The sequence below is a fragment of the Streptomyces sp. NBC_00083 genome, assembly GCF_026343295.1.
Taxonomy (GTDB): domain Bacteria; phylum Actinomycetota; class Actinomycetes; order Streptomycetales; family Streptomycetaceae; genus Streptomyces.
Genome location: NZ_JAPELY010000001.1, coordinates 3,486,716 through 3,512,772 on the forward strand (window position 1 = coordinate 3,486,716; position 26,057 = coordinate 3,512,772).

Annotated in this window: 20 protein-coding genes; 11 read left to right on the forward strand and 9 right to left on the reverse strand. The window is 69.7% G+C overall.

The window, feature by feature from the left end:
- Positions 1–18: 18 nt before the first annotated feature.
- The 4 genes from OOJ98_RS15670 to OOJ98_RS15685 form a co-directional block, all read right to left on the reverse strand.
- A complete protein-coding gene (locus OOJ98_RS15670; RefSeq protein ID WP_267055302.1) occupies positions 19–1,074 on the reverse strand; it encodes a S1 family peptidase in 1,056 nt (351 codons plus the stop codon).
- A 524-nt stretch (positions 1,075–1,598) separates the two neighbouring features.
- A complete protein-coding gene (locus OOJ98_RS15675) occupies positions 1,599–2,123 on the reverse strand; it encodes a hypothetical protein (protein ID WP_267055303.1) in 525 nt (174 codons plus the stop codon).
- A 41-nt stretch (positions 2,124–2,164) separates the two neighbouring features.
- The gene (locus OOJ98_RS15680) at positions 2,165–2,773 is read right to left on the reverse strand and encodes a hypothetical protein (RefSeq protein ID WP_267055304.1); all 609 of its coding nucleotides are present in this window, start codon (positions 2,771–2,773) and stop codon (positions 2,165–2,167) included.
- A 302-nt stretch (positions 2,774–3,075) separates the two neighbouring features.
- Positions 3,076–3,792, reverse strand: coding sequence for a TetR/AcrR family transcriptional regulator C-terminal domain-containing protein (locus tag OOJ98_RS15685; protein WP_267055305.1), 717 nt, complete (start codon positions 3,790–3,792; stop codon positions 3,076–3,078).
- Between the two features lie 172 nt (positions 3,793–3,964).
- Here OOJ98_RS15685 and OOJ98_RS15690 point away from each other — a divergent pair, with 172 nt between their 5' ends.
- Together OOJ98_RS15690 and OOJ98_RS15695 are read left to right on the forward strand one after the other, a co-directional pair.
- On the forward strand, positions 3,965–5,572 hold the full coding sequence (locus OOJ98_RS15690; RefSeq protein ID WP_267055651.1) for a CocE/NonD family hydrolase: 1,608 nt from the start codon (positions 3,965–3,967) through the stop codon (positions 5,570–5,572).
- A 471-nt stretch (positions 5,573–6,043) separates the two neighbouring features.
- On the forward strand, positions 6,044–7,444 hold the full coding sequence (locus OOJ98_RS15695; protein ID WP_267055306.1) for an MFS transporter: 1,401 nt from the start codon (positions 6,044–6,046) through the stop codon (positions 7,442–7,444).
- 379 nt (positions 7,445–7,823) lie between these two features.
- Here OOJ98_RS15695 and OOJ98_RS15700 read toward each other — a convergent pair whose 3' ends face one another.
- Positions 7,824–8,153: a hypothetical protein gene (locus OOJ98_RS15700; protein ID WP_267055307.1), complete on the reverse strand. Its 330-nt coding sequence runs from the start codon at positions 8,151–8,153 to the stop codon at positions 7,824–7,826.
- Positions 8,154–8,717: 564 nt separating this feature from the next.
- Positions 8,718–9,755: a trans-acting enoyl reductase family protein gene (locus OOJ98_RS15705; RefSeq protein WP_267055308.1), complete on the reverse strand. Its 1,038-nt coding sequence runs from the start codon at positions 9,753–9,755 to the stop codon at positions 8,718–8,720.
- 126 nt (positions 9,756–9,881) lie between these two features.
- On the opposite strand from OOJ98_RS15705, the gene OOJ98_RS15710 reads away from it, so the two are divergent.
- From OOJ98_RS15710 to OOJ98_RS15735, 6 genes are all read left to right on the forward strand, one after another.
- A complete protein-coding gene (locus tag OOJ98_RS15710; RefSeq protein WP_267055309.1) occupies positions 9,882–10,817 on the forward strand; it encodes a helix-turn-helix domain-containing protein in 936 nt (311 codons plus the stop codon).
- Between the two features lie 431 nt (positions 10,818–11,248).
- Positions 11,249–12,478, forward strand: coding sequence for a GNAT family N-acetyltransferase (locus OOJ98_RS15715; protein WP_267055310.1), 1,230 nt, complete (start codon positions 11,249–11,251; stop codon positions 12,476–12,478).
- Between the two features lie 512 nt (positions 12,479–12,990).
- Positions 12,991–13,746, forward strand: a complete 756-nt coding sequence (locus OOJ98_RS15720; RefSeq protein WP_267055311.1) for a (5-formylfuran-3-yl)methyl phosphate synthase — start codon at positions 12,991–12,993, stop codon at positions 13,744–13,746.
- 142 nt (positions 13,747–13,888) lie between these two features.
- On the forward strand, positions 13,889–15,307 hold the full coding sequence (locus OOJ98_RS15725) for an aldehyde dehydrogenase family protein (protein WP_267055312.1): 1,419 nt from the start codon (positions 13,889–13,891) through the stop codon (positions 15,305–15,307).
- Complete coding sequence (locus OOJ98_RS15730; RefSeq protein ID WP_267055313.1) at positions 15,304–16,410, forward strand: NAD(P)-dependent alcohol dehydrogenase; 1,107 nt, start codon at positions 15,304–15,306, stop codon at positions 16,408–16,410. Before OOJ98_RS15725 ends, OOJ98_RS15730 begins: the two co-directional genes overlap by 4 nt.
- A gap of 91 nt (positions 16,411–16,501) precedes the next feature.
- On the forward strand, positions 16,502–17,470 hold the full coding sequence (locus OOJ98_RS15735; RefSeq protein WP_267055314.1) for a class I SAM-dependent methyltransferase: 969 nt from the start codon (positions 16,502–16,504) through the stop codon (positions 17,468–17,470).
- Between the two features lie 69 nt (positions 17,471–17,539).
- Here OOJ98_RS15735 and OOJ98_RS15740 read toward each other — a convergent pair whose 3' ends face one another.
- The gene (locus tag OOJ98_RS15740; RefSeq protein WP_267055315.1) at positions 17,540–18,073 is read right to left on the reverse strand and encodes an EF-hand domain-containing protein; all 534 of its coding nucleotides are present in this window, start codon (positions 18,071–18,073) and stop codon (positions 17,540–17,542) included.
- 523 nt (positions 18,074–18,596) lie between these two features.
- Here OOJ98_RS15740 and OOJ98_RS15745 point away from each other — a divergent pair.
- On the forward strand, positions 18,597–20,603 hold the full coding sequence (locus OOJ98_RS15745) for a transglycosylase domain-containing protein (RefSeq protein WP_267055316.1): 2,007 nt from the start codon (positions 18,597–18,599) through the stop codon (positions 20,601–20,603).
- A 149-nt stretch (positions 20,604–20,752) separates the two neighbouring features.
- Here OOJ98_RS15745 and OOJ98_RS15750 read toward each other — a convergent pair whose 3' ends face one another.
- A complete protein-coding gene (locus OOJ98_RS15750) occupies positions 20,753–22,081 on the reverse strand; it encodes a hypothetical protein (protein ID WP_267055317.1) in 1,329 nt (442 codons plus the stop codon).
- Between the two features lie 335 nt (positions 22,082–22,416).
- Entirely contained in the window at positions 22,417–22,644 is a 228-nt protein-coding gene (locus OOJ98_RS15755) for a hypothetical protein (protein WP_267055318.1), read from the reverse strand.
- Positions 22,645–22,921: 277 nt separating this feature from the next.
- Here OOJ98_RS15755 and OOJ98_RS15760 point away from each other — a divergent pair, with 277 nt between their 5' ends.
- Together OOJ98_RS15760 and OOJ98_RS15765 are read left to right on the forward strand one after the other, a co-directional pair.
- Entirely contained in the window at positions 22,922–24,022 is a 1,101-nt protein-coding gene (locus OOJ98_RS15760) for an amidase domain-containing protein (protein ID WP_267055319.1), read from the forward strand.
- A gap of 664 nt (positions 24,023–24,686) precedes the next feature.
- Positions 24,687–25,931, forward strand: a complete 1,245-nt coding sequence (locus OOJ98_RS15765) for an LPXTG cell wall anchor domain-containing protein (RefSeq protein WP_267055320.1) — start codon at positions 24,687–24,689, stop codon at positions 25,929–25,931.
- Positions 25,932–26,057 lie beyond the last annotated feature (126 nt).

Sequence of the window (26,057 nt, forward strand, 5' to 3'; positions counted from 1 at the left end):
TCAGTCGGCTTGAGGGGTTCAGCCGATCTGTGCCCCGTACGCCTGGAGTGCTTCCGGGACGGGCTGGAAGAAGGTCTCCCCGCCCGAGGAGCAGTCGCCGCTGCCTCCGGAGGTCAGGCCCAGGGCGGTGCTGCCGTCGAAGAGCGAGCCGCCGCTGTCGCCGGGTTCGGCGCAGACGGTGGTGTCGATCAGGCCGTCGACCTGGCCCTCCGCGTAGGTGACCGTGGCATCGAGTCCGGTGACCTGACCGCCGTTGACGCCGGTGGTGGAGCCGCTGCGCTGGACCTGCTCGCCGACGGTGGCGTCACCGGCTCCGCTGATCTGCTGTGAGGAACCGTCGTACAGGTCGACCGCGCTCGGGTGGTCGATGTCGCTGGTGTAGCGCACCAGGGCGTAGTCATGGCCGGGGAACGTGGACGCCTCGGTGACAGCGATCTCCGAACCGCCTTGCTGGTCCGACCAGTTGGAGACGGCATTGCCGCAGTGGCCGGCGGTGAGGAAGTACGGCTGTCCGCCCACTGTCACGTTGAAGCCGAGCGAGCACCGTGCGTTGCTCCCCCAGATCGCGTCGCCGCCCGAGATGAGGGGCTGGAAGCGGCCGGCCGTTCTCTTCAGGGTGACGCTGTCACCGAGGTCGCGGACGGCCTTGTCGAGCTGGGCCAGCCGGGTTCCGGTGACGGTACGGTCGGCCTTGACGACCACCGTGTTGCTGACGGGGTCCATCGACCACGCCGTGCCCGGTATGGACGCCCTTGCTTTCAACTCCCTCTTTGCGGAGTCGAGTTGTGCCATCGAGTGCTTGACGGTGCGAGGTTGGGCACCTGCCGTGCGGACGGCGTCGGCGGTCGCGGCGTCGACCACATTCACGATGAGTTTCTTGGTTTTGGCGTCGTAGTACGAGCCCGCTGTTCGGTCGGCGAGGGTGGCGTCGATCCGGTGAGCCAGCCGGCCGGCCGATGCGGCGCTCATAGGGGCGGCGTTCGGCGCGGGGGCCGCGGCCGCGCTCTGCATGGTCAAGGTCGCGCCGAGCGCCAGGGCTCCGGCCGCGGCGGTGGCCGCACGTCGTCCTGACATCCATCTCTGCTTCAACTCACAACCTCCTGTGGGGGGTGAGCCCGGCCTCGGGTCGCGCACCGGGCCCATGAAGCGTGCCGGCGGCGGGCGCGCCTGCCGGGATCCCCGGCAGGCGACGCGTCCATGCCAACTCGCCGGGACGAGTATCGTCATTCCTTGCTTCCTTGCGCAAGTGATGAACTCGCGTTGTACGTAAGGGATTTGGCGATACTTGCGAACAAGTAGAGGTCCTACGTGAAGTCCTGCCGCCCGTTCGCAAAGGAAGCCGGCTCGTTCGTGAGGAGGTCGAGACAGCAGCCGCCTCGGGCACGGCTTGGCCGATGAGACCCGCGAATCGGCGCGTGGATGCAGACCGGTATCGAGGACGCCCGGATCTGTCAGCGGAATACTGGCAGGACGTTAGTGGCGCTTGCGCTTCTTCCTGCTCCGGTTGTCGGCGTTCGGCTTGCCATGGGTCGACCGGGCGGGCGCTGTCGGGCTCGCCGCCGACTCGTGCAGGCCGATCCGGCGCGTCTGCCAGACGGTCAGCTCCCACAACCCGATCGCGACGCCGACTCCCCAGACGCCGAGGGGGAGGGCGCTGAAGTCGGCATCGTCGGGCTGGGGGCCAGCCAGCCGCTCGGGTCCACCAGCAGGTTCTCGGTGGTGCCCGCGACCCTTGCCCTGTTGCAGCCCAGGCCGACGATGTCGGCGTGGTCCATCGGCTTGTCGTCGGTCCGCTTCAGCCTGCAGTGGTGGATCGGGCCGGTCTTGCCCTCGGTGGTGTGTACCGAGGTGATCCGCACCTCGGTGCGCTGCCCCTGGCTCTGCATCAGTGCGGCCTGGAAGACCAGGCCGGCGCCGAGCGTGACGGCGAGTCCGAGGACCAGCCCGGCGAAGAACACCCACCCCTTGGTCGCGGTCGATATCAGCACCGCGATCGCGAGGGCCACGGTCAGAGCAGTGAGGATGAGCGCCGCCGGGAACCAATCGGGGTTGGTGCCGAGCATGCCGATGCCCACCATCAGCAGGGGGGCGAGCGCGGTTGTCCGGGCGTGCCTCCGCACCACGTGCGCAGGCCAGGCCACGTTCTTCCGGGACCCGGGCGCCATCAGCGGCCCTCGAACCGACGCAGCCCGACCCGCCGGGACAGCCAGACCAGCAGCTCGAAGAGCCCCACAACCACAGGCAGGGCCCACGCGGCGATGTCGATCCCGCTGTAGTCCGTCTCGGTCAGCTCCGGCGCCATCCAGCCGTGCGGGTCGGTGAGGACGTCCTTGGTCTGCCCGACGTCCATCGGCCCGTCGCAGGAGTCGTTGCCCAGCTCGGCGTGGTTGAGCGGCTTGCCGTCCACCCGCTCCAGCCGGCAGGTGTACTCCGGCCCGTGCTTGGCCTGGTACCTCTTCACGGAGGTGACCCGCACCTCCGCCCGCTGCCCCTGGTGCGCCATCACCTCCGCTTCCAGCAACGGCCCCGGCAGTGACAGCGCGGCGATCCCCAGGATCACGCTGCCGACGATCAACCACCCGTTCGGCGCGGCGGTGATCATGAGGAAGAGAGTCGCGATCAGCGCGCAGGTCCCGAGCGCCAGTGCGAGGCCGCTCCAGTCCGGATCGGCGGCCAGCAACGACAGCCCGAGGATCACCGGCGGACCGAAGAACGCGATCGTGGTGAGGCGGCGGACCTTCCGGGACGAGGTGACGGTGGCTATTCGAGGCACGGCTCAGTGTGACGAACGGGGGCGTCAGGCAGAAGAACGGGGGTCCGTCATCACAGTCGTCGATCTCGATCAGCCTGGGCCTGGACCAGGACTCCCCGACCAGGGCCGTCTCCTTCACGCAGTGCACCACGCGCCGCCGCCAGGAGGCATCTTGCCGTGGCGGACGCTGACGTAGTTCGACAGGACGGCTCGTCCGGAAGGCTCGCCCTGTCGTGCGTTCCGTCGTGGGCGCCGCGCACGACGGGGTCTCCGTGGTGGTCCAGGACATCGCACACCTCGATGCTGACCCTGTCGCCATGGCGTCAGTCAGAATCGAGGCCGTCGATCAGGCGGTTGAGGAACCGCGTGAAGGTGGCGTCGGGGGTGAGGGGACGCCCGGGGGCGGAAAGGGCTTCGGCGAGTTCCGGGTGGCGGCCGTCTGCGGCGACAGCCGTCAGGTAGCGGCCCTCGGCTGCGGCTCGGTCCGGTGATCGTGAAACCGCGGCCTGCGCGATCTCATGACCAACGTGCCCGGCCACGAATGCGGTGATCTGGGCGAAGACCTCCAGCTTCGCCGCGCCGTCCAGCCCGGCGGGCCGCAGTACGGCCAGCACGTGTTCCAGGAAGGCCAGTGTGTTGGGGCCCGGAACGCGACGGGTGGACAAGGCCGCGGGCAGCCAGGGGTGGCGCAGCATGTGGGCGCGCTGCAGACGGGCCACGGCCTTCAGATCGGCACGCCAGTCGCCGGTGGGTGGGTCGGTGACCGCGAGTTCGCCGCAGACGTGGTCGACCATCAGTTCCAGCAGCGTCTCCTTGTCAGGGGCGTAGCTGTAGAGCGACATGACGCCCGCCCCGACCTCGGCGGCCACCCGCCGCATGGTGACCGCGTCGAGTCCTTCCGCGTCCGCCAGGGCGACGGCCGCCGCAGTGATCTTCTCCCGGCTGAAGGAGGGCCTGCGGCCCCTGCGGGGCTCGGTGGGACGCAGCCAGAGCTGTTCGGGATCGACGCTCTCGGCGCCGGGCTTTCCGTCGCTGGACACGGTCTCACGCTCCTTCCTGGGGCGGCTCTTGCCAAGGTCATCCAAGCATCCTCTATTCTCGTACAACGTACGGAAATAGAGAAGGGGAACGATGTCATCACGCACGCCCGACGCCGTAGCCAGGCCGGCCTGGGTGCCACCCGCCGGAAAACCGCCGCTGTCCTCACGGATGATGAGGGCGACCTGGCGAGGTCTGCCGGCGAAACGGCACGAGGTCGGATGGGAGCCGGGACTGTTGGTGCCGGCCGCCGACGGCAGCCCATTGATCACTGACCACTACTTCCCGCGCGCCCAGGGAGACTTCCCCACCCTCCTGGTCCGCTCGCCCTATGGCCGAGGCCTGCCGTGGTCACCCCAGTACGGCCTGCTCTTCGCCGAACAGGGCTTCCACGTGGTCCTGCAGAGCTGCCGCGGCACCGGAGGTTCGGGCGGCGTGTTCGATCTGTGGCGCAATGAGGCCGCCGACGGCCAGGCCACGGTGTCCTGGCTGCGCGAGCAACCCTGGTTCAACGGAACACTGGGGACGGTCGGTCCCAGCTACCTGGGCTACACGCAATGGGCCCTCGCCTCGGACCCACCGCCAGAACTGAAGGCAATGGTGGTGCAAGTAGGGCTGCACGATCCCTACGCCATGTTCCACACGGGCGGTGCGCTCCGCCTGGAGAACGCCCTCGCCGTGGGCATGGGCATGAACTACCAGCACCAGGGCATGGCACCGTTCCTCAAGGCGACGCTGCGCCTGCATCGCCGCCTGCGCGACGTCACTACCGCGCAGCCCCTGCGCGGGGCGTACGTGCCGGCCCTCGGCAGCGAACTGCCTTGGTTGGACGACGTGATGACACACCCGGACGCCAAGGACGCCTACTGGCACGGCGCGTCGATGGCGGAGTCGGCCCGACGGCTCCGCGTGCCCACGGCTCTGATCGCCGGATGGCACGACGTACTGGTCGACCAGACCTTCGAACAGTACGACCGGCTGCGCCAGGCCGGATGTGAGACCGCCCTGCTCGTCGGTCCCTGGACCCACACTTCGGCCCTGCAGCAAGGATGGCCCGCGGTATTCACCGAGAGCCTCGCGTGGCTGCGCGCGCACCTGTACGCCGATCCCTCCCGCCTGCGTCCCACCGCGGTGCGTGTGCACATCGGCGGCGAAGACACCTGGCGGGACCTCGACGACTGGCCACCGGCCGCGGTTACCACCTCGTGGTACCCCACCCCCGGCGGGCATCTCACCCGGCTGGCCCCCACGGAGTCCGCACCCGTGGCGGCGTTCCGCCACGACCCGGCAGACCCCACCCCCTCCCTCGGCGGTCCGCTGCTCTCCCGCACCGCCGGTCCCCGGAACAACGCCACTCTGGAGGCCCGAGACGACGTCCTGACATTCACCGGCCCGCCACTGACCGAGCCCATGGACATCCTGGGTCCCGTCTCCGCACGGATGAGCATCTCCACGGACACCGGACACGCCGATGTCTTCACCCGCCTTTGCGACGTGGACGCACAAGGCCGCTCCGTCAACATCTGTGACGGGTTCGTCCGACTCCGGACGAACCCGCCACAGGAGCCCTCGCAGGTCACCGTGCCGATGAGCTCCACCGCCCACCGCTTCCCCGTCGGCCACCGCATACGGTGGCAGATCAGCGGAGGCGCCCACCCGCGCTACGCCCGCAATCCGGGCACAGGTGAGTCGCCGGTGGACGCCACCACCTTCACACCGGTGCGCATCACGCTCCACACGGACTCGGCACTGATCCTTCCCAGCAGCTCTGAGCTCGCGTGATTCGTCAACTCTCCGGGAAACGGTAGACGAGCCGGGCCGTGCGGCCCGGCTCACTCCTCCTGATGTGCGCCGGGTACCCGCGGTGTCGTACCGTGGCTGGGATCCTGTGCCGAGGTTTCGGTGGCAGTGACCGGATTTCCTGTTCCTTCTGCGTGTCGATCTTGAGGTGACGTCCTATCAACCAGGCCATGTAGTCGTCCGTGTTCCCCGCGTGCTGTGTTGTCGCACGTGTCCGGGGGGCGGACGTCGCGCTGGCCTGAGTTGCGTCACCGTTCCCCGCAGTTCTCTGTCCCGGGTGCAGCTCTGCCGTCTGCCCCGGGTTCGTGTTTTCCGGCTCCGGTGCGGCTGTCGGCAGGGCTCCCCGATCTCTCTGGATCAGGAGTTCCCGCTTTGTCTTCCTCCGCGCTCGACAACGAGCCAGAGCACACCACCACCCCGACCCCGACCCGCCCGTCACCTCGGCCCTCGAAGATGGCCTTGAGAGCCTGGATCGCCCTCCTGGTGCTGCTGACGGCCGAGCTGATGAACATGCTCGACCAGTCGGTCGTCCTGACCGCCCTGCCCGCGATCCAGGAGTCAACCGGTGCAGGGCCGGTCGAAGTGCAGTGGCTGACCACCGCCTATTCCCTGCCCGTCGCCGTCGGGCTGATCACCGGCGGACGTCTCGGTGACATCTACGGCCGGCGCAGGATCCTGCTCATCGGCACCGCCGTGTTCACCGCCGCCTCACTGCTGTGCGGTCTGGCCACCGGCGCGGGCGTGCTGATCGGCGCCCGCCTGCTCCAGGGCGTCGGCGTGGCTGTGATGCTCCCGCAGGTCCTGGCGACCCTGCACGTCACCTTCGAAGGCCAGAACCGCAGTAAGGCGTTCGGTCTGTACGGGGCCGTCCTGGCCATCGCCAATGTCCTGGGCCCGGTCCTGGGTGGCGTGCTCACCCAGGCCGACCTGTTCGGGCTGTCCTGGGGGCCGATCTTCCTGGTCAATGTGCCCGTCGGGCTGGCCGTACTCCTCCTCGGACGTAAATTCATCTCCGAATCGAGCGTCCGCAAGGCTGACCGGCTCGACCTGGTCGGCATGCTGCTGTCCAGCCTGGCCATCGTCCTGATCCTCTTCCCGCTCAGCGAGGGTCACGCCCAAGGCTGGCCGCTGCGGTGCTTCGTCATGCTCGCCGCCGGCGTCCTTGCCCTCGGTGTCTTCCTGCGCCAGCAGCTGTGCAGGCAGGGCAGCTCCCCGCTGGTGACCCTGTCCCTCTTCCGGGTCAGGCAGTTCTCCGGGGGCATGGCCGCGGACCTGCTGCACGGCCTGCTGTGCGGCCTGTTCTTCATGACCTGGACGCTGTACTTGCAGCGTGGACTCGGCATGAGCCCACTTGAGGCGGCCGTGGCCTTCGTGCTGCTCTCCGTGGGAGAACTGGGCGGCGCCACGGTCGCGGCGAAGTCCGCCGGACGTTTCGCCCGCCGTCTGCCGCAGACCGGAGCCCTTGTCGCGACCGCTGCGATGGTCGCCTACGGACTCCAGATCGGCGGCCACCAGGCCGACTTGACCCTGCCGGCGATGACCGCTCCGGTGGTCTTGATCGGCTTCGGCCTGGGCATGGTCTCCGGTCCGCTCGCCGATTTGTCGTTGGCCAGGGTCCCGCACAAGGACGCAGGCTCGGCCTCGGGTTTGTTCAACACCGCCATTCACCTGGGCATCGCGCTGGGCACCGCGCTCACCGCGGTGGTGTTCTTCGCCATCACCGGCGGCTCTCCCGACGGCGCGGTGAACCGCGACGCGTTCGTCACCGTGCTGTGGTGGGTCGGCGGCCTTCTCGCCCTGATGTGGGCCCTGATGTTCTGCCTGCCCAAGCAGGCTGACAACCAGGCCGACTGAGCCACCTCCCGGTCCGCTGGCGGAGATGTTGAACAGGTAGCGGTAGCGGCCCGGGAAGTTGATGTGCCGGACCCTGAGCAGTGAGAGACGCGGGTGTCCTCATCCTTGACGACTTGTCCGCGGCGCGGAGCTGGGCGACGGCGGCGCCCAGGTGGCGGCCCTGGCTGATCCAGCTGCCTGTCCGCAGCCGCCACTGGTGGGCGCCGCGTCCCCGCGGAGCGGGCTGAAGTCGATGTCCAGGTGGGGGTCGTATGCCTCGGCGGAATACCGAGTTCGTGGGTGGAGTACTCGCCGAAGCGGCGGACGCGCCTGGTCAGGTACGGCGAGATGTAGGGCAGGTCCTTCGGGTGAATCGGTGGCGGCCCGTCCCCTTGTGAGGTCAGGATCCGGAGACGAAGCCTGCTGACTGATCGAGGTGGAACGGAGAACCGGGACTCTCGGGCATCCAGCCCCTGGCCCGAGCGGTGCGGATGGTATCGGCGACATCGGAGGGCCGGACGGGGGTGGCGGACTGGCCGAAGACACTGCTGGGGTGGGGCTGGTTCGTCGTGATCACCAGTGTCGTGCCCGGAGCGTCGGCGTGCTCGACCGCGTAGGTTGCGGGGCTCCAGCACATGTCCTGGCTGTAGGTGGGTCGCCTGCGCAGACGCCATCGGTAGTCGACGCCGTCGACGGTAATGCGCCGCGAGCCCTTCCTGGCCAGTGCCATGGTCTCCTCCTTCTGTCGAGTGGAGAGTAGTAAAGGTCTGTCGGCTGTGTCCTGGGGCTTTTGCCGGGGGATTCAGTCTCTGCGCCTGGGGATCACGTCCGGGAGGACCGGCGGGACGGCGGGGCGGGCGGCTTCCGGGGTGGCCAGCGGGGCGACGATGGTGACCGGCTGATCGCAGTGCGGGCAGTTCGGGTCGTGGTGGGTCCAATGGGTCGCGCCCTTGAGGGAGTTGGCGGGGGACCGCCGGGCGAGTGCGGGCCGGACGAGCGCTGGTTCGGGCCGGGTGTGTGTGGGCGGATTCTCGCCGAGCCGGCGAGTGGGGTCTTCGCCGCGGGCCCGGCGGCTGTGTCGGCATGCCCCGCCGACACGTGTGTCGTCGTCATACGGGATGCGCGACGGTCACCAAAGATCCCTCCGCGTACGGCCAGTTGGATGGCGGGTCTCATGGATCGCAGCGGAGGCTGGGCGCATCTGCGGGAGTGCTTACATGCGTGCGCTCAGAAGACGTGGGGGAGAGCCCCTGCAGGGAATCCGGAAACGGCCCTGAGTTGTGGAGCGTTGCGGTCAGGCACCTTGCGGATGGAGGTCGAGTGCGATGTGCGGGGCGAGTGCGCGCAGGAAGTCCGGCGCGTCGAAGATCTCGCCGGCGGACGCGACGCCGACCGTCTTGATGCGGCCGGTCAGGACGCGTTCGAGGGCCTCGGCGACGAGAGGTGCGGTGACGGCGTAGATGTCCTGACCGCCGGCCGTGGCCCGGCGTTCGACTCCGCCACGGCGCACGACGGCGTCGACGAGGAAGGCCTGGTCCGAGCGCCCGCTGCGGTCGGCGGCGGTCGGGGCCGGTGTGTGGGGTGCGGCGACATCACGCACTGCCTCGACCGTCATGTAGGTGGTCACGTCGGGGATGGACAAGTGCTGCGGAACAGTGACGACATCCGCCATCGTGAACTCGCCGATGACCTCCCGCGCTCCCATCGGTTGGGGGAAGGTCCACTGAAGGGCGGGCGCGGCGTCGGTGCGGCGCTCCCACTGGCCGCCGCGGTAGCGCAGGCGGACGTCGCCGCGGCGCTCGCGGGAGACGGCGCCCGACAGGCGAGTGCCGGCAGTGGGGTGCCAACTGCTGAGCGCATAGGCGATGTGGGCCTCGTCGGCTGCGGTCCAGTCGCCCATGGCCGCGGTGGCCAGCAGGTCGCCGAGGCCGCCGAAGAAGGCCATGGCGGGAACGATCACCGCGCCCGCTTCCCGGGCTCGCTCCTGGTAGTGGGCGAAGGTGTCGAGGTTGGCCTCGAGTTCGGCGGCCACGTCCAAATACGGGATCTTCGCTCGGAGCGCGGCCTCGATGACGGGAGCGGTGGTCGTTGCGAAGGGGCCCGCGCAGTTGACGACGGCCGCCGCACCGGCCAGGGCCCGCTCCAGTGACGAGGCATCGTCGGCCGACGCGACCCGCGCTTCAAGGCCGTGCTCCTGGGCCAGCTCCTGCAGCGCCTGGGCGTTGCGCCCGGAGGGCACCGGTACATATCCGCGCGCGGCCAGTTCCGCGACCACGAACCGCCCGGTGTGACCGTACGCGCCGAACACCGCCACCTGCTGACCTGACCCCATGAGAATCCCCCGTGCACTGGAACACCCGCCGCGACGTCGATCCGCCGCAACCTGACACGTACATCCTGTCCTCGCGGCAGCACCCGCACGAGCGTCGGAAACGACAAGGCGCGTACAGTTTCGGACATGCCCACCGTCGCGTTGGCCGTCACCGACGGCATGCTCCACTACGAACTGTCCGTAGCGATCGAGATCTTCGGCGCTGATCTGACGCACATCGTGGACCCCTGGTACGACTTCGCCGTCTGCGGAAGCGGCCCGGTACACGTCGACCGCTTCCGCCTGACGCCCGACCACGGACTCGACCATCTCGCGCACGCGGATACGGTGATCGTCCCCGCCCTGGCCGACCCTGACTGTCAACCACCCATCGCCCTGGTCCAGGCGGTGCGCACCGCCCACGAGGCCGGCGCCCGCGTGGCCTCGCTGTGTACGGGCGCCTTCGTCCTGGGCGCGGCCGGACTGCTCGACGGCAGGCGCGCCACCACCCACTGGGCCCACACCCAGGAACTGGCCCGACGCCACCCGGCGGCCACCGTGGATCCGGACGTCCTCTACGTCGACAACGGCGACGTCCTCACCTCTGCGGGCAAGGCCGCCGCCATGGATCTGTGCCTGCACCTGGTCAGCCTCGACCACGGCTCGGCCAACGCGAACAAGATCGCCCGCCGTCTGGTCATCCCGCCCCACCGCGACGGCGGCCAGGCCCAGTTCATCTCCACACCCCTGCCCGAGCCCGGCAACCATCCCCTTGACGGACTCTTCCCCTGGGCGCTGGAACGACTGGACCAACCGCTCACCGTGGAGGACCTAGCCCGCCGGGCCCGCATGAGCTCACGCAACCTCGCCCGCCACTTCAAACAACTCACCGGCACCACACCACTGCAATGGCTCCACACCCAGCGCATCCGCCACGCCCAGGAACTCCTGGAAACCACCAACGCCACCGTCGACACCATCGCAACGGCCACCGGCATGGGCACCGCCACCACCCTGCGCCGCCACTTCCACCGCAGCGTCGGCGTCCCGCCCGACACCTACCGCCGCACCTTCCGCCCCTAGAGCCAGTCTCACGTCCGCATCACGGAAGCTGACAGATCATGGTCAGCAGCGACCAGCGACCAGCGACCAGCGACCAGCGACCAGCGGCCAATGGGCTTCCCCGCCGCAGTTCGAACCGTGCTGGACCAGGTCCGCGTGCCTCGCCTCGGATCGGGCCGGCCACGCGTCCAGCCCGGTCGCGTGCGGGCTGCACTCGTCGCGCCGCCGCAGGAGGGTCGTAGGGCCCACAGGGCCTATGCCTCCCGCAAGAACCGCGCCCTACCTGAAGTCTGGCCGACCGGGGCTCGCAGGCGTTCGAGTTCCCGAATCTCCCCCGAACTGGGTGCGTTCGCCCTCGCCGCCGGTGCGTTTGCTCCGGACTCGGCGCACCGTTGCACTGTCAGGGGGAAACACGAGTCGTGGTATCCCTATCTCACGAGGCAGGGGAGGCCATGGAGATTCGTTCAACGACCAGCGAGGACTTGGATGTCTTCGTCAATACAGTGCATGCGGCGTTCGGGCACTTCCCGGAGAGCCCGGTCGAGGGCGGAGGGCTGTGGTGGTCGGCGCTCGAAACCGACCGTTGTCTGCTCGCCCTGACAGAGGAGGGGCGGCCTGTCGGCACCGCCGCCACGCACTCCTTCGAACTCACTCTGCCCGGCGGGTCCCTCGTCCCGGCTCCCGGGGTGACTGCCGTGGGTGTTCTGCCCTCGCATCGGCGTCGGGGCGTGCTCAGCGCGATGATGCGGCACCAGCTCGCCCAACTGCGGGCCCAGGGGGCGTCCCTGTCGGTTCTGTTGGCCTCTGAGGCCACGATCTACGGGAGGTTCGGCTACGGGCCGGCGACCTATACGGCGCGGTTGACGGTACCGCGTCACAAGGCCGCCCTTGCCGTTCCCCGGGCGCACAAAGCGGCCGGCGCGCCGGCGGTCGGCGAGGAGAACGGCTCGGTGGAGGTGCTGCGTCGGGCCGAGTGCGGCGAGATCCTGGAGGAGGTCTACGACCGGTATCGCCGCGCACAGCCCGGCGCGTTGTCCCGGCCGCACCGCTGGTGGGCCCTGCGCGCGGGACAGCCCCCGATATCGCCGGCCCCGCGCTACATCGCTGTCCACCGGGACAATGACGGCGTCCCTGACGGGTACGCCAGCTACTCGATCACGTCCGGCACCTTGACCGTCGACGAGACCATCGCCCTTGACGATGCCGTCTTCACGGCCCTGGCCCGCCTGGTGCTCGGGCACGACCTGGTCACCCAGGTCGTCTTCAGGCACGTTCCCCCCGATCACCCGCTGCGCTGGCAGTTCGCGGACTTCTGTGCCGCCGAGGTGAGCGGTGACAGTGACTGGCTGTGGGTGCGGCTGCTGGACGTTCCGCGTGCGCTGACGGCACGCGGCTGGCTCACGGACGGCGAACTCGTCCTCGACGTCGACGACCCGTTCCTCGGCGAGCGCAATCGCTATCTGCTGACCACGCGGGCCGGCAAGGCCGAGTGCGTCCCCACCCACCGGGAGCCCGACCTGTCCCTGGACATCAGCGACCTGGGCTCCATCTACCTCGGCGGCACCACCCCGAGCACACTCGTGCGCGCCGGCCACATCCATGCCCACCACCCGGGCGCCGCCCCCCTGGCCGATGCCCTCTTCCGCGCGGAACGCTCCCCGCACTGCCTGCACTGGTTCTAGCCCCAAGCCCGTCAACCCCACCCTCGCAAAGGACAGGCAGGCGCGCTCTCGGGCCGTGTGCGCCGGCGTGTCAGAGCGAGCCGGACGGCGCCCGCACCACCGGCGACGTAGGGGCAACAGGCTGCGCCAGGCGAACCGTCGCGGGCGCCCGGCGGGGACGAGGGGGAGGGGCTCTCGCCACCGCGTCCCGCCCAGCCGCCACGGTGCCCGCCCAGGCGCCGTACCGGCCGCTGCAGCAGAGCGCCGCCGGGCCCGGATGGCCCGTCGCGCCGCCCCGCAGTCCGACCCTGGGAGGGTGCTGCTGCACAAACTCGGAACACTCGCCGCCCGACGGCGCGGCGCGCACCGCGCAAGCACGCCGCGCACTCCCGCAGGAGCACGCCCCCGGGGCCCCCGTGCGCGCCCTACCGGGGCCGCTCCGGGCCGGAAATGATGAACACACCGCGTGAACCAGATGATCCGCACCCTCCCGCCTTCGGGCCGGTCGTGGGCGCGGCGAAAGGAGACCGTTGGTGTTGCTTCTCATTTCCCCGGACAGCGTCGAGGAGGCCCTCGACTGCGCGAAGGCGGCCGAACACCTCGACATCGTCGACGTCAAGAAGCCCGACGAGGGCTCGCTCGGTGCCAACTTCCCGTGGGTGATCAGGGAGATCCGGGATACGGTCCCGGCCGACAAACCGGTGTCCGCGACCGTCGGGGACGTCCCGTACAAGCCCGGCACGGTAGCCCAGGCCGCCCTCGGCGCCGTGGTCTCCGGCGCCACGTACATCAAGGTCGGCCTCTACGGCTGCACCACGCCCGAGCAGGGCATCGACGTGATGCGTGCGGTGGTCCGCGCGGTCAAGGACCACCGCCCCGACGCCCTCGTCGTCGCCTCCGGCTACGCCGACGCCCACCGCATCGGCTGCGTCAACCCGCTGGCCCTGCCCGACATCGCCGCTCGCGCCGGTGCCGACGCCGCCATGCTCGACACCGCCCTGAAGGACGGAACCCGGCTGTTCGACCACCTCGCGCCGGACGTCTGCGCCGAGTTCGTCACCCGGGCCCACGCAGCGGGGCTGCTCGCCGCTCTCGCCGGCAGCGTCCGGCAGGGCGACCTCGCCGCGCTGACCCGGATGGGCACCGACATCGTGGGCGTCCGTGGCGCCGTCTGCGCGGGGGGCGACCGGGTCGCCGGACGCATCAGGCCCGACCTGGTGGCCGCGTTCCGCGCGGAGATGGACCGCCAGGCACGGGAACACGCCGCCGGCGACCCCGTCGCGAGCTGATCCGCCCATGCCGACCTCCGACACCGGAGCGGAAAGCGACGCGCACCCCACACCAGCAGCCCGCCGAGAAGCGGGGCCGGGGTCCGAACTGCCCGCCTCCGCAGCCACTCACACCTCCGCCTCCCCAGCCGCACCCACATCCATGGCGCGCCGCGCCCCCGGCCCCACCCCCCGCCACTTCGCCGTCATCGACCCGGCCACCGGCGAGGCTTTCGAGGAGGCCCCCGACCAGCGGCCGGAGGAACTCGACGCCATCGTCGAGCGGGCCCGCCTGGCGTGGGCGGGCTGGCGGGCGGACCCGGACGCTCGTGCCGACGCGTTGCGGGCGGCCGCCGATGCCGTCGAGACGGCCGAGGACGTACTCGCCCGCCTGCTCAGCCGGGAGCAGGGCAAGCCGCTCACCGAGTCGGGCGCGGAGATCGCCCGTACGGCGGCCCGGCTGCGGTACTTCGCCGGTCTGACTCACCCCCGCAACAGGCCGATCCGCGACGACCGGCCCATGCGCAGCGAGGTCCGGTGGCGCTCGATCGGCCCGGTCGCGGCGATCGTGCCCTGGAACTTTCCGCTGCAGCTCGCCGCCGCGAAGTTCGCCCCCGCGCTCGCCGCCGGCAACACCATGGTCCTCAAACCGTCCCCGTTCACGCCCCTCGCCACCCGGCTGCTCGGCTCCGTCCTCGCGGCCGCCCTGCCGCGCGACGTCCTGAGGGTCGTCACCGGCCGCGAACCGCTCGGCGCCCGGCTGGCCTCCCACCCGTGCATCCGCCACGTCACGTTCACCGGCTCGGTGGCCACCGGGCGCAGCGTCGCCGCGTCGACGGCGGGCTCCCTCACCAGGGTCACCCTCGAACTGGGCGGCAACGACGCGGCCGTCCTGCTGGACGACGTCGACGTGGACCGCATCGCGGACCAGCTGTTCTGGGCCGCGTTCCGCAACTGCGGGCAGGTCTGCATGGCCGTCAAGCGCGTCTATGCGCCAACTCGGCTGTACGCAAAGGTGGTTGAGGCGCTCGCTCAGCGCGCGAGCACCGTCACCGTCGGGCCGGGTTCGGAGCCCGGCACCCAGCTCGGCCCGGTCAACAACGCCCCGCAGCTCGCCCGCGTCGAGGATCTCGTCGGGCAGGCCCTGGCCGCCGGAGCCAGGGCTGCGGCGGGCGGGCAACGCCTTCAGCGTCCCGGCTACTTCTTCGCCCCCACCATCCTCACCGACGTCCCACCCGACAGCCCCGTGGTGACCGACGAACAGTTCGGCCCCGTCCTGCCCGTGCTGCCCTACCGCACCCTCGACGAAGCCGTCGAGGCGGCCAACGGCACCCGCTTCGGGCTGGGCGGCTCCGTCTGGGGCACCGACCTCGACCGCGCCGAAGCCGTGGCCGAACGGCTCGAATGCGGCACCGCCTGGATCAACCACCACGCGGAACTCTCCCTCGCCCAGCCCTTCGCGGGCATCAAGGACAGCGGCCTCGGCGTCGCCGGCGGCCCCTGGGGGCTCTACGGCAACCTCCGGCCCTTCGTCGTCCACCGCCCCTGCGACCGCCCGCCCGCCGAGGAGGCTCCGCGATGAGGTTCCGGGCGGCGGTACTGCGTACCTACGACGCTCCGTTCACGATGGAGGAGGTGACCCTGCGCGCGGCGCCCGCCGCCGGGGAGCTCCTGGTCGAGATCGCGGGCTGCGGCATGTGCCGTACCGATCTCGCGGTACGCCGCTCCGCCGGACGCAGTCCGCTGCCCGCCGTCCTGGGCCACGAAGGCGCGGGGGTGGTCGTGGCCACCGGCGGCGGGCCGGACACCACGATCGGAGTCGGTGACCACGTCGTGCTGAGCTTCGACTCCTGCGGCCACTGCCCCACCTGCCTCGCCGCCGCGCCCGCCTACTGCGACTCCTTCGCCGCCCTGAACCTCTTCGGCGGCCGTACCGAGGATCCGCCCCGCTTCACCGACACGGCCGGACGGGCGCTGGCACCACGGTGGTTCGGGCAGTCCTCGTTCGCCCAGTACGCCCTTCTGCCGGCGCGCAACGCGGTCCGGGTCGACCCGGACCTCCCCCTCGAACTGCTCGGTCCACTCGGCTGCGGCTTCCTCACCGGGGCCGGCGCCGTCCTCAACACGTTCGCCGCCGGCCCCGGCGACACCCTCGTCGTCCTCGGCGCGGGCGCGGTGGGGCTGGCCGCGGTGATGGCCGCCACCGCCGCCGGGGTCCTGAGTGTGGCGGTGGACCGCCACCCCGGACGGCTGGCTCTGGCCGAACGGTACGGCGCGCTCGCCCTGCCCGTGGAATCCACCGGGCTGCCGGAGCGCATCCGGAAACTGACCGACGGCGGCGCGCGGTACGCCCTGGACACCACGGCCGCGCCCGCACTCATCAACGACGCGCTCCTCGCCCTGCGCCCGACCGGCACCCTGGGCCTGGTGGCCCGGCTCCCCACCGCGCTGCCCCTCGAGCCGGGCACGCTGGACCGGGGCCGGAGCATCCGTCACATCTGCGAGGGCGACGCCGTGCCGTCGCTGCTGGTACCCCGACTGGCGAGGCTCTGGCAGGACGGAAGGTTCCCGTTCGACGAGCTCATCCGCACCTACCCGCTGGCCGACATCAACGAGGCCGAACGCGACTGCACGGAGGGGCGCGTGGTCAAGCCCGTTCTGATCCCGGAGAGGGCACGCCGCTGAACCGGACGGCCCCTCGCTCCCAGGCTCTCCCCCGGCTCCCGCGCGCCCTTTCCCGCATGCGCTCCCACCCAGGCAGGACAACGGAGGGCATATGGCCGGCCCGACCACGCAGCAGACGGACGACGAGAAGGCGGTTCCGCGAGCCCGATCCGAAGCCGTCGCCGGGATCGATGCGGGAGGTGTGGACGGAGGCGTGGGCCTGACCGCCCTCCTGGTCGCAGCGGCGCGGGCGATCGAGAGCCATCGCGACGACAGCCTCGCCCAGGATTTCTACGCGGAACACTTCGTGCGCGCCGCCGCGCCGTGCGCCGACTGGCCGGTGCGGATCCAGGAGGTGCCCAAGAAGGACGACGATCCGTTGTGGGGACGGTTCGCCCGCTACTTCGGACTGCGGACCAGGGTCCTCGACGACTTCGTTCTCGCGTCCACCGCGGCGGGAGCGCGCCAACTGGTGCTGCTCGGCGCCGGGTTGGACACCCGTGCCCTACGCCTGGACTGGCCGGCGCCGGACTGCGTGGTGTACGAAATCGACCGGGCGGGTGTACTGGACTTCAAGCACCGCGTGCTCGCGGACCTCGGAGCTCGACCGACGGTGAAGCGTGTGCCGGTGCCGGCCGACCTGCGCTCGGACTGGACGGGCGCGCTGGCCGCCGCCGGATTCGACGATGCGGCACCCACCGTCTGGCTGGCCGAAGGGCTGCTCTTCTACTTGCCGGGGCCGGCCGAGACCGAACTCATCGACACCGTCGATCAGTTGTCGGCCGACGGCAGCGCCCTGGCCTTCGAGGCGAAGCTGGAGAAGGATCTGATGCAGTACCGCGACAGCTCGATCTACGTGGCGACACGGGAGGAGATCGGCATCGACCTGCTCGACCTCTTCGCCAGGGGACCCCGGCCCGACTCGGCGGGCCGTCTGGCCGACCGGGGCTGGTCGACGTCGACGCTCACTCCCTTCGACTTCACCCACCGGCACGGCCGCGGCCCCCTCCCGCAGCCGAACGACGCGCTGGAGGGGAACCGTTGGATCTTCGCGCACAAAGGACGGGATCAACGCGACTGACCCGGCCCGACCGCATGAGGCAGCGCGGCCGGCCCGGACGGGTCACGGCGAGGGCGTACGGTCCGTTCGTCACACCGTCCCAGTGCTGACCAGTCGGTCTCCGGGAATGCCGGCCAGGTCCGGCGCGTAGAACTCCTCGATGCCGGTGGCCCACGTGGCCACGGTGATGCGGTCGTCGGCGTCCGGGGCGAACGCGTCGAAGAGGGCGTGGATGTTGGCCTCCTCGAAGCCGATCGCCCTCATCAGTGCGACGAACAGCGGCCGTTCGATCAGCCCGTCCTTGTCGGGGTCGCCGAGTGCGGACAGCGCCTGGGCGAACTCGCTGACGGTGGGTCCGAACCGCTCGGGATCGAGCACGAAGGGCCGGAACTCCTCGACGCTGATCACCCCGTCACCGTTCGCGTCCAACTCCGTGGCCAGCGTGGTCCAGTACCGCCGGAACGCGGCCCGGATGGCCTCCTTCTCGCTGTCGCCCGAGGAGGCGGCGGCCTTCACCACTCGGTCCGTCATGAGATCGAAGTCGTCGGGGTCGAGGACCCCGTTCCCGTTCGCGTCGAAGAGGGAGAAGACCAGCTCGATCCGCTGGGCGGCTTCAGTCCGCATGTGTCCGTCACCTGTCGTCCGCGGCCCGCCAGTCGCGGGCCTTGCCGGTTATGTGCCCTCAGGCAAGCGCTTGGCGTGAAGACTGGGAGCGACAAAGCAATACAAACCACCGGAAGGAGTGACGTGCCCGCAGCCGCCCGGCAGTGACCCCGGATCGCCGGGTCACGATTGTCGTCCCTCTATCGCGCGGATAGGGGACCCGTCGACAGCCCCCCGTGAGAAGCGAGTTCCCGTGGCCGGTGTTCCCGGGCGATCCCGGTAGACAGTACGAACAGGATGCCCTGGAACACCAGCGACTCTTGTGCCCGCGCCACCGGCCACCACATTCCGCACCAGCCCCCCACCTCTCAGTGATCACTGCGCACTCCTGTTCTAGGGTGTGGGTGGAAGTGCGGTAGAGGGGACACTGGGTGTGAGCAGGCGCGGTTGGGCTGGGCGGGGGCGGCGGGGTGGCGAGGAAGACGGCCATGGCGTCGCTCACGGGCGTCGGCGCGCGGCGGTCAAGCGTGGCCCGAGCGGTGCGATGGCGAAGTGGTGGCGTGCGCTCTCGCCGCTCGTCGCCTTGCTGCGCACCGTGCCGCGGCGCCTGCGGCCCGCCTACCCCCGGCCCGGACGCTCCGGCTGGCGGCGCTGGGTGCCGTCCTGGCGGCAGTGGCTCGGGCTCGTCGGCTCCGGATTCCTCGGTCTGTGCTGCTTGATCGGATACGCGTACGCGACCACCGACATACCGGACGATCTCAACACCTTCGCGACGCAGCAGGACAATGTCTACTACTGGTCCGACGGTTCCAAGATGGCTCGTACGGGCTGGGTCAGCCGGCAGGAGATGCCGCTCGACAAGGTGCCTCCGCAGGTCCAGGGCGCCGTACTCGCGGCCGAGAACGCGAGCTTCTACAGCGACTCCGGAGTCTCGCCCTACGGCATCCTGCGCGCCATGAAGGCCGCGGTCACCGGCGGCGAGTCCCAGGGCGGTTCGACCATCACCCAGCAGTACGTGAAGAACGCGTACCTCAACCAGGACCGCACCGTCTCGCGGAAGTTCACCGAGATCCTGCTCGCGGTGAAGCTGGACCGGCAGACCAGCAAGAAGCAGATACTCCAGGACTACCTCAACACCAGTTGGTTCGGGCGCGGTACGTACGGCATACAGCGGGCCTCACAGGCGTACTACGGCAAGGACGTCTCCCAGCTCAATCCGAGTGAGGGCGCCTTCCTGGCCTCGCTCCTCAAGGGCGCCGCGCTCTTCGACCCCGCCATCAGCAAGGACAACCACGATCGTGCCGTGGAACGCTGGGGCTGGACACTGGACCGGATGGTCTCCACGGGCGCTCTCACCCGCGCCGAACGCGCGAAGTACACGAAGTTTCCCGAGCCGCTGGCGCCTACCGTCACCGGCGATGCCAAGGGCCAGGCGGGATACCTGGTGGAACTGGCCAAGGCGTACGCGACCAGGGCCGGTCACATCAAGGACGCCGACTTCGACCTGGGCGGCTACCAGATCTACACGACGTTCGACAAGTCCCGCATGACGGCTCTGACCGCTGCCGTGCAGAAGGCGAAGAAGAGTTTCGACGCCACGCGGCGGCCCGCCACCGACGCGCACGCGAAGATCGGTGCGGCGAGCGTCGCCCCCGACGGCCGGCTGCTCGCGGTCTACGGCGGACCCGACTACCTGAAGCAGGGCTTCAACGAGTCCAACGCGACCACCGTTCCGGTCGGGACCGTCTTCACGCCGTTCGTGTACGCCACCGCACTCGACGACGGCATCGTGCGCTCACGCGACAAGCCCCGCACCCCCATCAGCCCGTCCGCCAAGTACGACGGAAACGACAATGTCACCGTGAAGACGCCCGAGGGCCCGTACTGGGACCGCGGCGGCAAGGTGGCGAAGGGGCAGAACGACGGCGGACGGAACTGGGGGCAGGTCACCTTGCGCCAAGCCATCGCCAACTCCGTCAACACCCCGATGCTTCAACTCGGCCTCGATGTCGGGCTCGACCGCGTCGACGCCCTCGCCGAGCGCTCGGGCATGCTCCCGTCGAGCCTCGGCCCGCACGTCCCCCTCTTCGCTCTCGGGGAGAACTCGACACCCAGTGCCATCCGCGTGGCCGGCGCCTACGAGACCTTCGCCGCCGAAGGCATGCACACCGAGCCGTACTCCGTGCGCGCGATCTCCCGCAACGGCGCCGCGATGCCGCTCGACAAGCCGAAGCCCGCCCGCGCGATGTCGGCCAAGGCCGCCCGCGCGGTGACGGACGCCCTGCGGGACACGGTGACGCAAGGGACCGCGAAGAGCGCCCGTACGGTGCACCCGGGCACGGGGGGCAAGACCGGGACCACCGCCGGGAACACGGTCGGCTGGTTCGCGGCCAACACCGCGCAGGAATCGACCGCAGTGGTCATCTACCGGATGTCCCTGACCGATCTGGTTCCGCTGTCCCTGACCGGGCTCGGCGGCGACGCGCCCAACACCCCGAGCAGTGAACGAGCGGTGCGGCTGTGGTCGGACTACATCAGGGCGGTGAAGTGAGCGCCCGCGTCGAGCCGGCAGCCGCCACATGAAGGCGGTGAAGTGACCGCCGCGCGTGGCCCCGGGCATCCACGGCGCATACCCCGCGCCGCCGCGCTTCCAGGGGAAGGCCCACCCCGGCTCGGCTTCGCCCGCTCGACCTATTTGATCTACTTGACCAGCGTCTTCCAGTCCGGTGCCTGTGCGGGGTCGAGCAGGCGCAACTGGGCCAGCACCTTCGGATCCTGCACGTCCAGCCAGTCGGACAGTTCACGGAACGACACGCACCGCACGCCCTGGCGCGGACAGACGTCCTTCATGACGTCCTCGACGGCCTTCATGTAGATGCCGCCGTTCCAGTCCTCGAAGTGGTTGCCGATGTACATCGGGGCCCGGCTGCCGTTGTAGACGCGGTTGAAGCCGTTCAGATACGACTTGCGGGTCTGCTCCAGCCACGCCGGGTACTTCGAGGGGTCGCCCTGGGTGCTCTCGCCGGACTGGTTGTAGAGGAAGTTGAAGTCCATGGAGAGGACTTGCACCTCTTTGTCCTGCAAGGGCATGAGTTGCAAGGGGAAGTTCCAGATGCCGTCGATCTTGTTCGGCCAGAGCTGGAAGTCGCCCGATGAGCTCGCGTCGTAACGCCAGCCGTACGGCTTGATCGCGGGGATGAGGTTCTTCTGCCCTTCAAGGCAGGGGGCGCGGCCGCCGACGACCTCGCGGTCGGGGTCGAAGGGGAGCGGCGCCTCGTCGGTGAATCCCGTGTTGGTCTTCCACGTCTTCACGAACGAGTACGCCTGGTCTATTTCGCTCTTCCACTCGGCGGGGCTCCAGTCGCCACCGCCCTTGGGGCCGCAGAAGTGGCCGTTGAAATGCGAGCCGATCTCGTCGCCGTCGGCCCAGGCGCCGCGCAACTGCTCCAGGGTGGTCTTCACGTGCTCGACGGTGGGGTAGGAGATCGCGGCCGACCCCTGGCTGTGCTGCGGCGGGCGGTACAGCATCCGCTTGCTCTCGGGCAGCAGGTAGATGCCGGTCAGGAAGAACGTCATGTGCGCCTTGTTGGCCTCGGCCACCTGACGGAAGTGCGAGAAGAGGTGATCGTCCCCCTCCAGCGCGCCGTCCCAGGAGAAGACCACGAACTGCGGGGGCTTCTCGCCCGGCTTCAGCCGCTGCGGCTTGAGCTGGCCGGGCTGCGGGCCGGTGTACGAAGTGGAGCCGTCCCCGAGCACCTTGGTCTTGCCGTCCCAGGCCTCTTCCTTGCCCTTGGCGGGGCCGGCTTTTCCGTCCGGTCCGGAGGAGGGGGAGGCCGTGGTCTTCTTGCTCCGCTCGGCCGCGTCGGACGGGCTGCCCGCCGTGAGGGCGTACGCGGTGGCAGCGGTCGCGCCCAGCGCCAGGATGGCGGCGCCGACTCCGAACCTCTTGCGGTTCTGCGCCTTCCTGCGCGCCTTGCGGACGGCCCGGGACTCCGGCGGGACACGGGAGGCGTCGTCGGTGTCAGCCATCGCAGTCGTGTCCCCCATGGTCGCCGCAGCCGCCGCGTGTGGATAGTTGGTACGAATATAGAACTTATTTGGCATGCCTGTCGCACCACAAGTCCCAGTGGTCGCCCCTCAAGCACCACACCCTGCGGGCGCCGCAGGAGCGGCCCGGCGCGGGGCGGACGGCCCGGTTTGCCCGTGCCGCTCGCAACCGCTTCTGCGGGCCCGCGCAAAACGGCAGGAATCCGGCGGCAGGAATCCATCAGTCGGAGGTCGACCAGACCGAAATGCGGCGCAGACGCGGGGCCCGGCGATTACCGCCGGGCCCCGCACCAGTGACGTTCCACCCCGGTGTCCCGTCAGACGTCGACTCCGGTCGGCGTGTAGCCGACGGCCGCGTCGGTTCCCGGAGTTCCGGAAGGCGGGGTCCTGCCGACCCGATAGCGGACGTTGCCGTGCTCGACCACGTCGCCGGCCCGGTAGCGGTCCACCACCGCGGGGTCGAACGCGAAGGGTCCGGTGACGCCATCGGGTCGCCCTTGCTTCGAAGCCACCCCGAAGACCTCGCCGTCGTACTCGTTCGCCATGCGTCCTCCTTGCCGTTCGGGCGGTGACGCGACCCTCCTTGGTCACGCCGCCGTCGTCGTGCCAGTTGCGCCTGCCCGAGCACGGCGGACGCACACACCATCCGTCCAGGGAGCCCGGCCGAGACCTTCGAACGAAGCAGGGTTGCGGTCGCGGCCGACGAACGGGTCCAAAGACGCGGCAACTCATGCCAAAATTCCACCCCCCAGGTCCATGTGGACCGGTGACAAGGGGAAAACAGTGATATCAAAGACATTGCGACCTGCCATAGGCGTTGCCTTGGCCGCGGTCCTGTCGTCGGCGTTCCTGCCGACGACGTCCGCCAGCGCCGCCCCGCGGCCGCACGCGGCGGACAGCGCGACCGTCGGCACCTTCGCCCGCATCGCCGGCGACGTCCTCACGCAGCGCAGCCAGGCCCTGGTCGAAGACCGGGCCGGCCGCCACACCGCGGCGACCACCGGCTCCAAGGCCCGTATGTCGGCACAGTTGAAGCAGGACGAGGACGCCGCACTGGCGTCGCTGCGCTCGCGCAAGACGCGGCTGAACGCACTCGGTGAGAGCTACACCGACGCGAACACCCACGTCGCCGTGGACCAGGCGACGGTGTCCGGTCGCCAGGCGACCGTGGAGGTCACCGAGGACACCACGCTCACCTACAAGAAGATCCGTGGCGACGAGCCCGCCACGACCGGCTTCCGGACGCGGTACGAGCTCGCGCTCACCAACACGGCGGGATCTGGCTGGGAGTTGACGTCGATCCAGTCCAAGGACAATGGACCGGTGGCCGTCAACGAGCCGACGGTTGCCAAGGCCGCGGTCGTCACGGACGACGGACAGACCTACCCGGACGGCACTCCGGCATCCACGAAGTACCCCGCGCCGGCCAAGCCCAAGACGAAGACCGGCACGGGTTACGACTACGCCGCGATGGCCGCGTACGCCGAGAAGTACTGGAAGAACTACAACCCCGCCTACCGGCAGTTCAACGGCGCGGGCGGCGACTGCACCAACTTCGTCAGCCAGGCCCTCAAGGCGGGCGGATGGAAGAACGCGCCCGGCTCGACGTCCGACTACCGCAACTGGTGGTACGACGGCGCCCTCCAGACCAACTCCTGGGTCGGCGTGAACGACTTCGCGTGGTTCACGCTCTCCAATCAGCGTGCGACCAACCTGGCCAACGTCTACCAGATGGACGTCGGCGACGTCCTTCAGATGGACTTCGACCGGGACGGGTCCAAGGACCACTCCATGATGGTGACTTACCGGAGCAGCACCGGAACTCCGTACCTCACCTACCACTCGACCAACACCTACCGGAAGTCGCTGGCGAGCCTCATCGCCTCGTACCCCAACGCGGTCTACTTCGCCTACCGCACCTGACGGTCGGGCCCGGCGGACCGTCACCCGATCCGCCGGGCCTCGCCCCAACTGGGCCTTCGCGACGGGGCGTTGAGTACGAGTACTCATGATCCGGCCGCCCCTGGAGGCGCAGCGGTTGTCCCCCCGTGACGTCCCCGGTGGCTCCTCCGGCGAGAACGAGGTCGTCGATCGGCCTCGATCCTCCTCGACCCACCCCATCCGGACAGACGCCCGCGGACACGGCTCGTACGTGAACTCGTACGTGAAGTGGTCACGCGTATGGAGAGCGAAGGCTGGAAGGGGCCACGCCCCGTCGGCGTCGTCGAGGTGGCGCGTGAGGTCTCCGTGAAACTCACCCCCTCCGGCTCGGTTCGTCAGCGGCCGACGGACCGTCATGCGAGCCCAGCGTGGTGCAGAAGGTGCTTCGATCCAGCACACATACTCGTGACATCACTCACAGGAAATCCACAGACTGCGAGGGCAACTTTCCGCAATTGCCCGAATTCGGGATGTCCCACGGGGGTGGGCGGCGGAGGATAATTCCTCTTGGTTATACGAGTTGAAGCCTAGGATTCACGAACTGTCGTACCCGCGGGGAGTGCTGCCGCCGTGCGACGCCCCATTTCGTTTCAGACCCAGAAGAGGGCTGTTCGTGCAGATCCGTCGAATTCTCGCTACAGCCGTCGTGGCCACCGTGACCGCTCCTGTCGCGATGCTGTCCGTCGCGCCGGCGCTCGCCGACACCAAGCCGGCCGCCCAGACGCAGAACAAGCCGTCCATCGCCGAGCTGGAGCAGGCGGTGAAGGATGCTCAGAAGGCATTCGACGACGCCGTCGTCGCCGAGAAGGCCCTTACCCAGTCGTTGACCGACACTCAGGCTCCGACTTACCCGCTGCTTGCCGCATTCAACGCCGCGCACAAGGCGGCGGGTGAAGCGGAAAGCAAGAAGTCCGCCGCGGACAAGGCCGTCACCGAGACGAAGGCGAAGCTCGCCGCTGCCGTGAGCGACGAGGACAAGACCGCCGCGCAGCAGGCGCTCACCGAGGCCGAGGCCTCCGCCAAGGACGCCGCGGACGCGAAGTCCACCGCTGACAAGACGGCGGCCGACGCAAGCAAGGCTCTTTCCGACGCCAGGGTCGAGATCTCCAAGAAGATCTACGCGGCGCAGGAACTGATAAAGAGCAATCGCGCCAAGAAGACGGCTGCGGAGAAGGCCCTCGCGGACGCCAAGAAGGAGGCTGGGGAAGGGGACTGTGTTCCCACGGGCGGGCTGACTGCCGCGGCGGTCGGGCTCCCCTCCAAGATCCCCGCCGGGGCGACGGTCGATTTCACTCTCCACCTGGCCAACACCACGGGCCGGACCCTCGACCAGGTCATCCCGACCGCCTACGCCCACGCCACCGACAAGAGCGGCACCAAGGACCTCGACGGGCTGCTGCACGTGCAGTGGTCCAACGGGTCGGGCTGGCACGACATCGACGGCCAGCACCGTGCCGGTACGGTCAAGGCGCTCCGGACGGGTGCGCTGACCGACGTCAAGCTGCGTCTCACCCTCGGCGCCCAGGCTCCCGCCGATGGCACCGGTGTCGTCTTCATCAACGCCAGTTACACAAACAACGACGGGACCTGTGGAGGGGTTCCGGACGCCGGGATGTATCCCTTCCAGATCACCGCGGCGGGCAGCAAGCCCTCCACCGAACCGTCCAAGCCGACGGCCACCTCCACCCCGGCGGCCCAGAGCAGCAAGAGCCCGGCGCCCGTCGGCGCCACCAGCGGCGCTGGAGACAGCGGCAGCTCCAGCGGTTCGCTTGCTAAGACCGGCTCCTCCTCGGCCGTCCCGCAGCTCGCCCTTGGCGGCGGCGCTGCGATCGTTCTCGGGGCCGGCGCAGTATTCGTCGTGCGTCGCCGCAAGGCCGCCGACAACGCCTGACACCGTGTGGCCCCGGGGGCTGTCCCATCGCCAGCGCGAAGGGACAGCCCCCGGGTGCGTTCAGGCGAGGATCTGAAGGAGGCCGACTTGGAGCGGCGCCTGCCTCCCGAATGCGTCAACCCTGTG